The following is a 13978-nucleotide window of genomic DNA, read 5'->3' as shown; positions in this document are numbered from 1 at the left end:
GAGCCGGGCAGCAGTGGAGTGTGCGCGGCCAGCGCGGCCAGGAATCTGCGGTGCACAGCGTGGAGTTGGAGGGCGTGACCGTGGGTGAACGCGCGGAGGAAGGTGCCCAGCGTGGACGGGGCGCGAATACCGCCGAACACAGCCGGCATCGCCCCGTGCCGCAGCACGCGGAGGTCGTCGATACTGTCCGCGCCCGCCGCCATGCCGGCCACGATGCTGCTGACCTTCGAGTCCGCCGACGCACCCGCGCCGTTCGTCGTCCCGGTCAGCTTCACCTTCTGCGTCACCAGGTCCGACAGCCCACACCGTTCGGCCAGCCGCATCACCGGAACCAGCCCGGCATGCGCAACCAGGTTCGGGTCATCGAACACAGCGGACACCGCACGTGGCGGCGTGGAAGAATGCATCCCGGAGATGCACCTCCGAACTGGTTGAGTAGAAGCCTAGAGAACTCCTATTTTCCCAGGTCAGAGTGCATCTCCACTTTCATGTCCAGGCACTGGACGAACCATCACCCGGTGGATCGAGGCTTAGGCGGCGTCCAGTGCCGGATAGTCGACGTAGCCCTTGGCGTCCCCGCCGAAGAAGGTGGACGGGTCAGGGGTGTTGAACGGGCCGCCGGCCTTCAGGCGGGCCGGCAGGTCCGGGTTGGCGATGAACAGAGCGCCGTACGAGATGATGTCGGCGATCCCGTCGTCGATCACCGAGTGGTCGTCCGGTCCGGTCGGCCCGTCCGTCAGCACGTTGATGACGAAGGTGCCGGAGAACTGCTTGCGCAGCGCGAGGGTCAGCTCGCGGATCTCCACCGCCTCCAGGATGTGCAGATAGGCGAGGCCGAGCGGTTCGATCTCCCCCACCAGCGCGGTGTAGACCGCGTCCGGCGCGGGCTCGTCGATGTCGTTGTACGGGTTTCCGGGCGAGATGCGCAGCCCGGTGCGCTCCGCGCCGATCTCGCCGGCGACGGCCTTGACCACCTCGACGGCGAAGCGGATACGGGCCTGCTCGGAGCCGCCCCACTCGTCGGTGCGCAGGTTGGTGTTGGGGGCGAGGAACTGGTGGATGAGGTAGCCGTTCGCGCCGTGCAGCTCGACCCCGTCGAAGCCTGCGTCGACCGCGTTGCGGGCGGCCGTCGCGAAGTCGGCTATGGTCTGCCGGACCTCGTCGTCGGTCAGTTCGCGCGGTGTGGTGAAGTCCTCCAGCCCCGTGCCGGTGTAGAGCTGTCCGGCGGGCTTGACCGGGGAGGCGCTGACGGGGGCGAGCCCGTCCGGCAGCAGGTCCGGGTGGCCGATCCGGCCCGCGTGCATGAGCTGGGCGAAGATCCTGCCGCCCGCCGCGTGCACCGCGTCGGTGACCTTGCGCCAGGACGCGACCTGCTCCGCGCTGTGCAGGCCCGGGGTGAAGGGGTAGCCCTGGCCGACGACGGACGGCTGGATACCCTCGGTGATGATGAGCCCGGCGGAGGCGCGCTGGGCGTAGTACTCGACGGTGAGATCGGTGGCGGTGCCACCCTCACCGGCCCGGCTGCGAGTCATCGGGGCCATGGCGATGCGGTTGGCGAGCTGGGTGCCGGACAGATCGATCGGGTCGAATGCGGTGGTCATGGGAGCCCCCAAAGAAAATTACATGGTCGGCCAAGTATTTCGGTTCTGCGTCACTGTAACCCATTAATTGGCCGACCAAGGTAAAGTGCGCAGCAAGCGCAGGAACCGGCCACGGACCAGGCCGGAGCATCGCCCCGAGGAGTCCCCATGAAGGCCGAACCCGTCGACCCCGCCTGTACCGAGCTGCCGAGCGCCGCCCGCGGCGGCCCGGTCAGTCATGCCGTCTCACGGGTCGCCCGGTTGCACCGGATCGCCGCGGGCAAGGCGCTCCGGGCAGCCGGGCTCTACCCCGGCCAGGAGTTCCTGATGATGCACCTGTGGGATGCGGGCGCGGTGCGCCAGTCGGAGCTGATCAAGGCGGTCGACCTCGACCCGTCGACCGTCACCAAGATGCTCCAGCGGCTCGAACAGGCCGGACACGTCCGCCGCTGCCCCGACCCGGACGACCGGCGGGCCGTCCTGGTCGAGGCCAGTGCCGACAGCTGCGCGCTGCACTCCGATGTGGAGCGCGCCTGGACGGATCTGGAGGAGCACACGCTCGCCGGTCTCGACGCGGCGGAGCGCACCGAGCTGGCCCGGCTGCTGGCGAAGGTCGAGGAGAACCTCTGCCACCAGTCCGAGTGCTGCCCGGATTCCCGCTGACCTGAAGCGGGCCGGGACGGTCAGCCCGCCAGCACCTCCAGCGCGCGGTCCACATCGGCCTGCGTGTTGTAGAGGTGGAATGCCGCCCGTAGATTCCCGGCCCGGTCCGAGACCGTGATCCCGGCCCGCGCCAGCGCGGGCTCCCGGCCGCCGAGACCCGGCACGGCGACGATCGCGGTCCGGCCGGGCACCGGTTCGTGACCGATCCCGGCCAGCCCGGTACGGAACCGGGCGGCGAGCGCGGTGTTGTGGGCGTGTACGGCGTCGATGCCGATCTCGGCCAGCAGTGCGAGGGAGTGCTCGGCGCCGTGGTAGGCGAGGAAGGCGGGCGCCTCGTCGAAGCGGCGCGCGGTACCGGCGAGCCGGCCGATCGGACCGTAGGTGCTGTTCCAGCGGTCCTCGCCGGCCACCCAGCTCGCGAAGAGGGGCGGCAGGGTCTCCTGCGCCTCCTCGGTGACCGTGAGGAACGACGTACCGCGCGGGCAGAGCAGGAACTTGAAGCCGCCCGTGACGGTGTAGTCGTAGGCCCCGGCGTCCAGCGGAAGCCAGCCCGCGGACTGGGTGGCGTCGAGCAGGACCCGGGCTCCGTGCGCGGCGGCCGCCGCCCGGACCGCGTCGAGGTCGGCGAGTCGGCCGTCGGCGGACTGCACGGAGGAAAGGGCGACCAGCGAGGTCGTGGGCCGCACCGCCTCGGCCATGCCGTCCAGCGGGACGTACCGCATCCGCAGATCCCCGCGGGCCGCGAAGGGGCCGACGACCGAGCTGAACTCCCCCTCGGGAACCAGCACTTCGGCGCCCGGCTCCAGCGAGGCCGCGATCAGACCGACATGCACGGCGACCGAGCTGCCGGTGGCGACCCGGTCGGGGCCGACGCCGACGAGACCGGCGAACCGGACCCGTGCGGCGTCCACGGCGTCGAAGCTGCCCGCGCCCGCACCGGTGCCCGCGGCATTCTCGTCGGCGAGCGCCTTCACCGCCTCGACGGTGCGGCGGGGCAGCAGCCCGCAGCTGGAGGTGTTGAGATACGTGGTCTTGGGCGCAAACTCGGCGCCTGCCGCCTGGGTGAGCGAGGAGATCTCCATACGCCCACCCTGAAGCCCCCTCAACTCATCGTCAATCACGAAGAATTGAGGGGTGTCCCCAAGCAATGCTCATGTGCGCAGCCGGGCGGGATGGAGCGGGTCAGCTCTGTACGCCGGGCTGCGGGACCTCGCACGCCCCGTCGGCGTCGCAGGCTGCCGCGTCCGAGCCGATTGCGGTCAGCGGACGGTCCTTCCACGCCTGCTCCAGCGCCTGGGCGAACACCTCGGCGGGCTGGCCGCCGGAGATCCCGTACCGCCGGTCGAGCACGAAGAACGGCACCGCGTTGGCCCCCAGCTCGGACGCCTCGCGCTCGTCGGCCCGCACCTCGTCGGCGTACGCCTCGGGGTCGGCGAGGACGGCGCGCGCCTCATCGACGTCGAGCCCGGCCTCGACGGCCAGCTCGACCAGCACGTCACCGTCGAAGACGGACCGCTCCTCGGCGAAGTTCGCCCGGTAGGCGAGGCTCAGCAGCTCGTCCTGGCGGCCGCGAGCCTTGGCCAGGTGGAGCAGCCGGTGGATGTCGAAGGTGTTGCCGTGGTCGCGGCCCTCGGTGCGGTAGCCGAGTCCCTCGGCCTGCGCGTTGGCCGCGACATTCGCCTCCATGGCCTTCGCCTCTTCCCGGGTGCGCCCGTACTTCTGCGCCAGCATGTCGATGACCTGCACGGTGTCGCCCTTGGCGTACGTGGGGTCGAGCTCGAAGGACCGGTGCACGACCTCGACCTCGTCGCGGTGGGCGAACCCCGCCAGGCCCTTCTCGAAGCGGGCCTTCCCGATGTAGCACCAGGGGCAGGCGATGTCGCTCCAGATCTCGACGCGCATGTCTCTTCTTCTCTCCGTGTTCTCGTACGAACGGCTCGGGCAGCGCGGAGTCAGTCTCCGCCCATTTCATAACGCAGGAGCGGACGCCCTGATTCCCCCGGTTGCCTACGGCCGGTCCCGCGCCGCCCCGGGGGCCATGGCGACGTGGACCGCCGTGTTGATGTCCCGGTCGAGGACGGCTCCGCGGGCCCCGCACTCCCGGACGCGGATGTGGAGAGGTTTGACGTAACTCACTCCGGTTCCTCCTCCTGTCTCCGGCGAAGGGACACTCCGCCGAGTGTGATCACAACCGGAGACAGACCCTGGTTCACCGGCGCCACGCTCCCCACGACCGCACCGGCCGGCAGCGGCGCCGGCCCCCGCGCGCCCGTCCGTCCCGCCGCGCCGGCCCCCGCGCGCCCGTCCGTCCCGCCGCGCCGTCCCGCGCGGCGGACCGCACGAGGGCGGCGTGATCTGCTGTTCGTCTGCGGGCGGGATCTCGCGATGGGCATGCAAGTGCCGCTGGAGATCAGGGGTGTTGCCGAACCCGCCGCCTTCGACACTGGTGCGGTGCCTGCACGGTGCGTCCCGGGCACGCTTCGCGCCGGTAGCGCACCGGATTGCGGGCACGGCAGTTCGTACGGAGTCGGTGCATCCAGCTGTGGCCCAAGTCCGGCCGCCCGATGCTGGTTACTTCGTGCACACGGGACCTGCCGATGCCCTGTCGTGATCACGATCCAACTGGCGGCGATGCTTGCGACCGCACGTGCCCGGTGGCCCGGTGAGCTCTGCGATCCGGCATCGAAAAGGTGCGGGTGACGGCTACCGGCGAGGCACCGGCGCAGCGCCTGCCGGTCGTTTCCCATTACACGAATATTCAACTGGCCGTCCCTGCCTGCGCTGTGCGCCGTCCCTAAGGTCTCTGAGGGTTTCGAAAGAAGGGGTTCATGGACACACACAACGCCATCCGGGCTCGCGGCGTCACGAAGTGTTTCGGCGACGTCGTCGCGCTCGACGGCATAGACCTCGATGTGACGCGGGGGCAGATCCATGGCCTGGTCGGACCGAACGGCGCCGGGAAGACGACCTTGCTCGGCCTCCTGCTGGGGCTCGCGGTTGCCGACAGCGGTCGCCTCGAGGTCCTGGGCACACCGGTCGGGCGGGCACTCGACGCTCCCGACGGTGTCGCCGGCTTCGTGGACAGTCCCGCTCTCTACCCCTCGCTCACCCCACGGCAGAACCTCGCCGCGCTGGCCGCACTCCGCGGCCACGACGCGCGCACGGCGGAAGTCGACGACGTACTCGACGAGGTCGGCCTCACCGGCGTCGCCGACGACCGCACCCGCGGCTTCTCCCTCGGCATGCGCCAGCGGCTCGGACTCGCCGCCGCCCTGCTGACCAAGCCCCGGCTGCTCGTGCTCGACGAACCGTCCAACGGCCTCGACCCGGCGGGCAAGAAGCACGTGCACGGTGTCCTCAACCGGCTCGCGGCCGACGGGACCGCCGTCGTGCTCTCGAGCCACAACATGGACGACCTCGAGGCGCTGTGCTCCGAGGTGACCATCCTCGCTGCCGGACGCGTCGTCTTCTCCGGCCCGCTGAGCAAGCTGGCCACCGACGACCGCGAACTCGACTACCGGCTGCTCGCCTCCGACCCGCAGGCCGCCCGCGGACTGGCTGTCGACACGGCCGGGATCCAGGTCGTCGACGACGCCGACGTACGGCACGACGCCCACACGCTCGTCGTGCGCGCGCAGGTGCCCGCCCTCGACGAACTGGTTGCGGGGCTGGTGCACGCGGGCATCGCGGTGCGCGAGCTCGCCCCCGTGGTGTCGCCGCTCGAAGCCGCGTTTCTCGCCCTCACCGAACAGCAGGAGGCCGGCCGATGACCGCGACCCTCACCCCGAGCCGGGAACAGGAGCAGGAATACGAGCAGGTGACCAGGGGCCCTCGCGTCCCCGTCACCCGCGTCTGTCGCTTCGAGTTCGTCAAGCTCGTCTCACAGTGGCGGATCCGCCTGCTGGTCCTCGCCTGCTGGATCGTTCCCGCCCTCTTCGTCGCCGGCGTGAGCCAGCAGGCCACGCTTCCCGTGGACACCCTCTTCGGGCGCTGGATGCACGCTTCCGGGTGGGCCGGGCCGCTGGTGATGCTCGGTTTCGCGGGGGCCTGGGCGCTCCCGCTGCTGACCTCGATCGTGGCCGGTGACGTGTTCGCCTCCGAGGACCGGCTCGGCACCTGGCGCCAGCTGCTCGTGGCGGTCCGCTCGCCTCGGCGGATCTTCGTGGCGAAGGCAGCCGCCAGCCTCACCGTCCTGCTGCTGCTCGTGGCCGGGCTCGCGGTCTCCAGCACGGTCGGCGGCCTCCTTGCGGTCGGCAACCAGCCGCTGGTCGGCCTCGACGGCCACCTCCTGGCGCCGTCGGACGCCGCCGTTCAGGTCCTGCTCTCCTGGATCTGCGTCCTCGCTCCGACCCTGGCGCTCGCCGCGCTCGGCTTCCTCGGGTCGGTCACGCTGGGACGCTCCCCGATGGGGCTGCTGGTGCCCGTACTCGTCTCGCTCGCGATGGCGGTAGCCCAGATGCTGCCGCTCCCCGTGGCCGTCCGGGTCGCCCTGCCCAGCTACGCCTTCATCTCCTGGAACGGACTGTTCACCGGCCCGCAGCAGCTCGGCCCGCTGCTGATCGGCATCGTCGTCAGCCTCGTGTGGGCCGTGGTCGCGACGGCGCTGGCCTACCTGCTCTTCGTACGGCGCGAATTCACCAACCCGACCCACGACGGTTCGGGCCGCCGCGCGATCACCGTCGGAGTCCTGCCGCTCGTCGGAGTGGCCGCCGTGTCGTTCGCGGTCGTCGCCGCGACGACCTCGGCGACGGGCTCCGGGATCGATCAGAACAAGGTGCAGCGCTCGGTCGCCACGGCGTTCGCGCACCTGTACCGCATGCAGACCGACCAACTCAACCGACCCGCCGTCACCGAGGCCCAGTTGAAGGCCACGGCGGCGTGCAACAAGGGAAGCACCAGGGTCGCAGCGCAGGGCCCGGGCAACGACTGGCGCTGCGTCGTCACCTGGCATCTTCCCGGCGTCGAGGCCTCAGGACAGGCCATCTACCAACTCGACGTCACTCCGGACGGGCGGTTCATGGCCGATGGCGATGGACCGAAGGAAGTGAACGGCTACTTCCTGGTGCGGACCCCCGAAGGCGACGCACCGAACCCGCTGTGGCAGTTCGACGGCAACGTCGAGCTGCTCGACACCACCCCGAAGGGATAACACTCCATGCAGGTAACTCGCCGCCGCAAGCTCGCCGAGGAAGCTCGGATCAGCCTCCTCGGTAGACTCATCGGCCGCCGGATACCGCTGTTGACGGCCGGCACCACCGCCGTCGCTCTCGTGGTCGCCGGCACGGCGTTCGCGCAGACCCACCAGTTCGGCACGGACCAGGTCGGTCAGGTCACCGCCGACGGCCAGGTCGTCTCCGGCAACCAGTACATCGCCCCGTACGGCGACCGTCTTGTCATCAACGAGGGCAAGATCATGTCGTCCTCGGTCAGCCCGGACGGCACGCACATGGCCGCCTCGGTCACCGACGGTGGCGCGGCCCTGGCCATCGTGGACCTGAAGAACTGGAAGAAGCAGCAGCTCGTCAGCAACGCCGCGTCGTCCAACCCCCGCATCAGCAGCAACAACGTGGGCCAGGAAGGCCCGACGTACTCGCCCGACGGCAAGCAGCTGTGGCTGGGCCAGCCGGACGGCTACACCGTGTTCACCGTGAACGCGGACGGCAGCGTCTCCAGCCCGAGGACCGTCACCATCCCGGCTCAGGGTTCCAAGAAGGCCCTGGTGGGCGAGGCGGTGTTCTCGGCCGACGGCAAGACCGTGTACTCCGCGGTCAACGGCCAGAACCGGGTCGTCTCCATCGACGCGGCGACCGGGACCATCAAGCAGAGCTGGGCCGTGGGCAACGCCCCGCGCGACATGATCGTCGTCGGCGACAAGCTCTACGTCAGCAACGAGGGTGGCCGCCCGGCCAAGCCCGGCGAGCCCACGATCAACTCGTACGGCACGCAGGTACTCGCCGACCAGAAGACCGCTGCCACCACCAGCGGCACGGTCAGCGTCATCGACCTGGCGAACCAGGAGGCCGCCCCCTCCAGCATCGAGGTCGGTCTGCACCCGACCGCCCTGTACGCCAAGAACGGGGCGCTGTTCGTCACCAACACCGCGACCAACGACGTGTCGGTCATCGACACGGCGAAGGACAAGGTCGTCCAGACCATCGCCACCCAGCCGTGGGCCGAGGCCTCGGTGGGTTACGAGCCCGACGCGGTGACCCTCACCGACGACGGTCACCTGCTGGTGACCCTCGGCCGTGCCAACGCGGTCGCGGTCTACAAGTACACCTCCGCGCAGGAGCCGGTGAGCTACGTCGGTCTGCTCCCGACGGACTACTTCCCGTCGGAGATCACCACTGTCGGCGACCAGGTCTACGTCTCCAACACCCGTGGTGTCGACGCGCGCCGTAAGGCCAGCGGTCACGGCACCCACGACACGACGTCGAGCGTGCAGAAGTTCACGCTGCCCGACGACAGCGTGATCAGGTCCTACACCGGCAAGGTCTTCAAGCAGAACGGCTGGAACGGCGAGTCGCTCAAGAAGTCCGACGGCTCCCCTGCCAAGCCGGTGCCGGTCCCGGTCAAGCTCGGCGACCCCTCGACGATCAAGCACGTCTTCCTGCTCGTCAAGGAGAACCGGACCTACGACCAGGTCTTCGGTGACATGCCGGAGGGCAACGGCGACCCGTCGCTGGCGCAGTACGGCGAGAACGTCACGCCGAACCAGCACGCCCTGGCCCGGAAGTTCGGCCTGTACGACAACACGTACGACATCGGCACGAACTCCGCCGAGGGCCACAACTGGCTGATGCAGTCCGACAACCCGGAGTACACCGAGTCCTCCGCCGGTGAGTACACCCGCAGCTACGACACCGAGGACGACGCCCTCGGCCACCAGCGGACCGGCTTCATCTGGACCGGTGCGCAGGACGCCGGCAAGTCCGTCCGCAACTTCGGTGAGTTCCAGCAGTTCCTGACCAAGCCGTCGGGCGCGAGCTGGCAGAACCTGTACTGCGACACCAAGAACATGGCGGCCACCGGTCAGGACACCGCCTACCCGCTGAACTCGACCTCGCCGATCCCGTCGCTCAACGACGTGTCGGTGCACGGCTACCCGAAGTTCGACACCAGCGTCCCGGACATCTACCGCGCCGAGATCTGGAAGAAGGACTTCCAGAAGAACGGTGCGGCGAACCTGAACATGTTCTGGCTCTCCAGCGACCACACCGGTGGCCCGGTGAGCGGTGCCGCCCAGGTCGCGGACAACGACCTCGCCGTCGGCAAGATCGTTGACGAGATCTCGCACAGCAAGTACTGGAAGGACTCGGCGATCTTCGTCGTCGAGGACGACTCCCAGGCCGGCACCGACCACGTCGACGGCCACCGCGCCCCGGTCCAGATCATCAGCCCCTGGGCCAAGCACGGCGCGGTGGACAGCCACTACTACTCGCAGATCAACATGATGCGGACCATCGAGCAGATCCTTGGGATCCAGCCGATGAACCAGAAGGACACCGCGGCCACCCCGATGGCTGCGGCGTTCACCCAGAGCCCGGACTTCACGCCGTTCACCGCGCTGCCCAACCGGGTCTCGCTGACCGACGGTGTGAAGAACGGCGCGCCGTCCTGTGGTCTGGACACCCCCGCGGCGCAGAACCCGAAGGCGGAGGCCGTGCCGGCGGCCTCGGTGCCGGCGGACATGAAGAACGTCGCCGCCGAGTGGGACCAGTGGAAGTCGAAGCAGCGGCTGACCGGTCCCCGGGCCGTGCCGGACTATGCTCCCCCGGCGCAGATGAACCACTTGGCCTGGTACGAGCGGTACAACTGGAAGAAGCCGTTCCCGGGCGAGAAGAAGATCTACGCTCCTCAGGACGTGCCGGGCGCGTTCATCCCGTCGGCGGAGAACGACGGCTGACGTTGGCCGGTCAGCACAGCCTGATCGCGTAAAGGAGCCCCTGGCCGGCGGCGACACCGGCCAGGGGCCCTCTTCTGTCTCCTGTACGGCAAGGAGAGGCTGCCGAAACACCGACGCGTGACGGCCCATCGGGCAAGCCGCGATGGAAACGGGGTGGGCCCGCCCCTGCCGGGTGGTGGGGCGGGCGGGGCCCTCCGGGGCAGGCGACCATGCCACCAGGGCCCAGACCGACACCTCAAGCCCGTCCGGCGATTGAGGACGGAACCAGCCACCCCGGACCGGGGCACCGCAACAGCGAACCCCCGCCAGGGTTCAGCTGCCGTCGCGCAGGTCGTCGAGCCCGGACGGCCGGAACGCGATCCGGTCGAACGACGCCCGGCAGCCCTCGCCGGTCGGCGACTGGACCAGGAAGCCGATGGCCGCCGGCTGCTCCGCTGAGCCGAGGGCGAAGGTGCGGACGAAGGTCCACTTCTCCCCGTCGGCGGAGGCGTGGAAGGCGTAGGCGCTGCCGGTGCGGCTGAGCCGCAGCCAGAAGCTGTCGCCGTCCACGACGAAGGAGTTGGCGTCGTCGGAGTGACCGCGGGTGACGACCGTGCAGATGGTGGGATCGGCCGGGGAGAACTCCAGGCAGAGTTTCGCCCACTCCCGTTCCCCGACGTGGAGGTAGAGCACTCCGGCGTCGAAGGCCGCGGCGAAGCCGACCTTCACCCGGGCGATCAGCTGGAAGTCGCCGTCGGGTGCGGTGCCGAGCAGACGCGGTGCGTCGCTCACGGATGCGAGCCCGTCACCGCCCGGCGGTACGAACCGGTCCTGCCGGGCGCCCGCCCGGCCGGTCAGTGCGCCGCCCTCGTACGCCCACTGCCCCTCGGGCCCGAACGGCCGTAGCTCAAAGGGGAGTTCGGGCAGGTTCACCGTCACGCGCGGCGCCCGTCGACGCGGCGCGGCAGGCCCAGCGGGTTGTCCTCGCGCAGCTCCGGCGGCAGCAGGGCCTCCGGAGTCGTCTGGTAGCTGACCGGGCGCAGCCAGCGCTCGATCGCGGTGGCGCCGACCGACGTGGAGGTGGAGGTGGTGGCCGGGTAGGGACCGCCGTGGTGCTGGGCGGGGGCGACGGCGACCCCGGTCGGCCAGCCGTTGACGAGGACCCGGCCGGCCAGCGGGGTGAGGGCCGTGAGGAGTCCGGGGGCATCGGCGTCGGCGCCCTCCGTGGCGATCTGGAGGGTGGCGGTGAGGTTGCCCGGAAGCCGGGAGAGGACGGCGGTGATCTCGTCCTCGGAGGCATAGCGGGCGACGACGGTGACCGGGCCGAAGCACTCCTCCAGGAGCGCGTCGTGCGGCCCTTCGGTGGCGAGCAGCTGTGCCGGAACGGTCAGGAAGCCGGCGGAGACGGTGTGGTCGCCGCCCGCGCCGGGGGTGACGGGGGCGTCCACGTCGGGGAGTTCGGCCCGTTCGCGTACGCCTGCGACGAAGGCGTCCCGCATCCGGTGGTCGAGCATGACGGCGGCCTCGCTGTCGCTGACCGCCTCGGTCAGCGCCTTCAGCAGCCGGTCGCCGGTCTCGCCGACGGGGGCCAGGACGAAGCCGGGCTTGGTGCAGAACTGGCCCGCGCCCATGGTCATCGAGCCCGCGAGCCCGGCACCGATCTGCTCGCCGCGCTCGGCGGCGGCCGCCTCGGTGACGACGACGGGGTTGAGGGAGCCGAGCTCGCCGTGGAACGGGATCGGGGCCGGCCGGGCGGCCGCGGCGTCGAACAGCGCCCGTCCGCCACGGATGGAGCCGGTGAACCCGGCGGCGGCCACGAGCGGGTGCTTGACCAGCTCGACGCCCGCCTCGAATCCGTGCACCAGGATGAGTACGTCCTCGGGCAGCCCGACCTTCGCGGCGGCCCTGCGCAGCACGGAGGCGCAGAGCTCCGAGGTGGCGGGGTGGTCGGGGTGTGCCTTGACGACGACCGGGCAGCCGGCCGCCAGGGCACTGGCGGTGTCGCCGCCGGGGACGGAGAAGGCGAGCGGGAAGTTGCTGGCCGCGTAGACGGCGACGACGCCGAGCGGGATCTTGTAGCGGCGCAGGTCGGGCCACGGCGGGGTGCGGGTGGCGTCCGCGTGGTCGATGTGGATGTCGAGGAAGGAGCCCTCGTCGACGACCTCGGCGAACGCGCGCAACTGGGCGGCGGTGCGGGCGAGTTCACCGGTGAGTCGGGCCGGTCCGAGTGCGGTCTCGGCGTCGGCGGCCTCGATGACGTGCTCCCCGGCCTCGGTGAGCAGATCCGCCGCGGTACGCAGGAATGCGGCACGTACGGTGCGGTCGGCGAGTGCATCGCGTACGGCATGTGCGGCCCGGACCGCACGATCGACCTCCTCCGCTGTAGCCTCCACGGCAACCTGCTCACGCGGGTTCCCGGTGCGGGGGTCGACGCTCCAGACTGGTGCTGTTGCCACCGTGTTTCCTTCCGGTCCTCTGCCACACATCAGAAGTTGTTCGGTATTCTGAACAGAGTTCCTGATCGTGAATATGTAGGGACTCTATTTCCGGGCGTTCAGTGTTGGCAAGAAGTGGGCTGGAAGGGGCGAGGGCGATGTCGGTTGCCGAGTCAGGTGGGGCACAGGTCAAGTCCGCGGTACGGACGGTGGAGCTGCTCGAGTACTTCGCCGGGCGTCCCGGTATGCATTCGCTGGCGGCCGTGCAGGAGGCCGTCGGCTACCCCAAGTCGAGCCTCTACATGCTGCTGCGCACCCTGGTCGAGCTGGGCTGGGTGGAGACCGACGCGACAGGGACCCGGTACGGCATCGGCGTCCGGGCGCTGCTGGTCGGCACCTCGTACATCGACGGCGACGAGGTCGTCGCGGCCGCCCGCCCGACGCTCGACCGGCTCTCCGACGACACCACGGAGACCATCCACCTCGCCCGTCTCGACGGTACGAACGTGGTCTACCTCGCCACCCGCCAGTCCCAGCACTATCTGCGCCCCTTCACCCGCGTCGGCCGCCGGCTGCCCGCCCACTCCACCTCGCTCGGCAAGGCGCTGCTGGCCACCCACAGCGACGAGCAGGTCCGCAAGATGCTGCCGGAGACACTGCCCGCACTGACCGAGCACACCCTCACCGACCGCGAGAAGCTGATCGAGGAGCTGCACCTCATCCGCGAGCAGGGGTACGCGGTGGACCGCGAGGAGAACACCCTGGGACTGCGCTGCTTCGGCGTCGCGATCCCGTACCGCACGCCGGCGCGCGACGCGATCAGCTGCTCGGTTCCGGTCGCCCGGCTCACCCCGGCGCATGAGCAGATGGTCAAGGACGCGCTGTTCGACGCGCGGGACCGGCTGACGCTCGCCACCCGCAGGCTCTGACCCGTGGGCGCGCCCGAGGTCACGCTGCGCGAGGTGCGCGACAGCGATCTGCCGCTCTTCTTCGCGTACATGTCCGATCCGGAGTCGGTCCGGACAGCCGCGTTCACCAGTGAGGACCCGGGCGACCGGCCCGCGTTCGAGGCCCACTGGGCGCGGATCCTGGACAGTCGCACCGTGGTGATGAGGACGGTGCTGGCCGACGGCAAGGTGGTGGGCAACGCCGGGGTGTACGGGTCCGAGGGCGACCGGCAGGTGACGTACTGGATCGACCGGCCTCACTGGGGCCGGGGGCTCGCGACCGCCGCGCTCCGGGCGCTGCTGGAGGCCGTACCGGAACGGCCGTTGCACGCCCGGGCGGCGGCCGACAACGCCGGTTCGGTGCGGGTGCTGCAGAAGTGCGGGTTCACCGTCACGGGCAAGGACCGGGGCTTCGCGCACGCCCGCGGCGAGCTGACCGACGAACTGCTCTTCACGCTGGACTGAGAG

At 70.3% G+C, this 13978-nt stretch carries 12 protein-coding genes and 1 pseudogene; 6 read left to right on the top strand and 7 right to left on the bottom strand.

Annotated features, from left to right (window positions below; translation table 11 throughout):
• Positions 1-371 (bottom strand): annotated as a pseudogene (locus ACFU8W_RS10065) (IS1380 family transposase); the annotation flags it as partial.
• A 159-nt stretch (positions 372-530) separates the two neighbouring features.
• The gene (locus ACFU8W_RS10060) at positions 531-1601 is read right to left on the bottom strand and encodes an alkene reductase (protein ID WP_384034240.1); all 1071 of its coding nucleotides are present in this window, start codon (positions 1599-1601) and stop codon (positions 531-533) included.
• Positions 1602-1748: 147 nt separating this feature from the next.
• On the opposite strand from ACFU8W_RS10060, the gene ACFU8W_RS10055 reads away from it, so the two are divergent.
• A complete protein-coding gene (locus ACFU8W_RS10055; RefSeq protein WP_384034237.1) occupies positions 1749-2243 on the top strand; it encodes a MarR family winged helix-turn-helix transcriptional regulator in 495 nt (164 codons plus the stop codon).
• Between the two features lie 20 nt (positions 2244-2263).
• Here ACFU8W_RS10055 and ACFU8W_RS10050 read toward each other — a convergent pair whose 3' ends face one another.
• The 3 genes from ACFU8W_RS10050 to ACFU8W_RS10040 all read right to left on the bottom strand — a co-directional run bounded on the left by ACFU8W_RS10050 (position 2264) and on the right by ACFU8W_RS10040 (position 4379).
• The gene (locus ACFU8W_RS10050; protein ID WP_384034234.1) at positions 2264-3325 is read right to left on the bottom strand and encodes an aminotransferase class V-fold PLP-dependent enzyme; all 1062 of its coding nucleotides are present in this window, start codon (positions 3323-3325) and stop codon (positions 2264-2266) included.
• Between the two features lie 100 nt (positions 3326-3425).
• On the bottom strand, positions 3426-4145 hold the full coding sequence (locus ACFU8W_RS10045; protein WP_384034231.1) for a DsbA family oxidoreductase: 720 nt from the start codon (positions 4143-4145) through the stop codon (positions 3426-3428).
• Positions 4146-4250: 105 nt separating this feature from the next.
• On the bottom strand, positions 4251-4379 hold the full coding sequence (locus ACFU8W_RS10040; protein WP_384034228.1) for a hypothetical protein: 129 nt from the start codon (positions 4377-4379) through the stop codon (positions 4251-4253).
• 692 nt (positions 4380-5071) lie between these two features.
• Between ACFU8W_RS10040 and ACFU8W_RS10035 the strand changes: the two genes are divergently transcribed.
• From ACFU8W_RS10035 to ACFU8W_RS10025, 3 genes are read left to right on the top strand one after another with little or no spacing between them, the layout of a single operon-like run.
• Positions 5072-6013: an ABC transporter ATP-binding protein gene (locus tag ACFU8W_RS10035; protein ID WP_384034225.1), complete on the top strand. Its 942-nt coding sequence runs from the start codon at positions 5072-5074 to the stop codon at positions 6011-6013.
• A complete protein-coding gene (locus ACFU8W_RS10030) occupies positions 6010-7392 on the top strand; it encodes an ABC transporter permease (RefSeq protein WP_384034222.1) in 1383 nt (460 codons plus the stop codon). Before ACFU8W_RS10035 ends, ACFU8W_RS10030 begins: the two co-directional genes overlap by 4 nt.
• A 6-nt stretch (positions 7393-7398) precedes the next feature.
• Positions 7399-10149: an alkaline phosphatase family protein gene (locus ACFU8W_RS10025; protein WP_384034219.1), complete on the top strand. Its 2751-nt coding sequence runs from the start codon at positions 7399-7401 to the stop codon at positions 10147-10149.
• Positions 10150-10461: 312 nt separating this feature from the next.
• On the opposite strand, the gene ACFU8W_RS10020 is transcribed toward ACFU8W_RS10025, so the two are convergent.
• The gene (locus tag ACFU8W_RS10020) at positions 10462-11061 is read right to left on the bottom strand and encodes a DUF1349 domain-containing protein (RefSeq protein ID WP_384034324.1); all 600 of its coding nucleotides are present in this window, start codon (positions 11059-11061) and stop codon (positions 10462-10464) included.
• 2 nt (positions 11062-11063) lie between these two features.
• Positions 11064-12584, bottom strand: coding sequence for an aldehyde dehydrogenase (NADP(+)) (locus tag ACFU8W_RS10015; RefSeq protein ID WP_384034216.1), 1521 nt, complete (start codon positions 12582-12584; stop codon positions 11064-11066).
• 137 nt (positions 12585-12721) lie between these two features.
• Here ACFU8W_RS10015 and ACFU8W_RS10010 point away from each other — a divergent pair, with 137 nt between their 5' ends.
• A complete protein-coding gene (locus tag ACFU8W_RS10010) occupies positions 12722-13492 on the top strand; it encodes an IclR family transcriptional regulator (protein ID WP_037691667.1) in 771 nt (256 codons plus the stop codon).
• 3 nt (positions 13493-13495) lie between these two features.
• Complete coding sequence (locus ACFU8W_RS10005) at positions 13496-13975, top strand: GNAT family N-acetyltransferase (RefSeq protein ID WP_384034213.1); 480 nt, start codon at positions 13496-13498, stop codon at positions 13973-13975.
• The last annotated feature ends 3 nt before the right edge of the window (positions 13976-13978 follow it).

Origin of the sequence: Streptomyces sp. NPDC057565, from assembly GCF_042801455.1 — a bacterium.
In the GTDB taxonomy this organism is placed as follows: Bacteria; Actinomycetota; Actinomycetes; order Streptomycetales; family Streptomycetaceae; genus Streptomyces; species Streptomyces yanii.
Note: the sequence above shows the minus strand (reverse complement) of the source record. Positions and strands in the feature narration are given on the sequence as shown.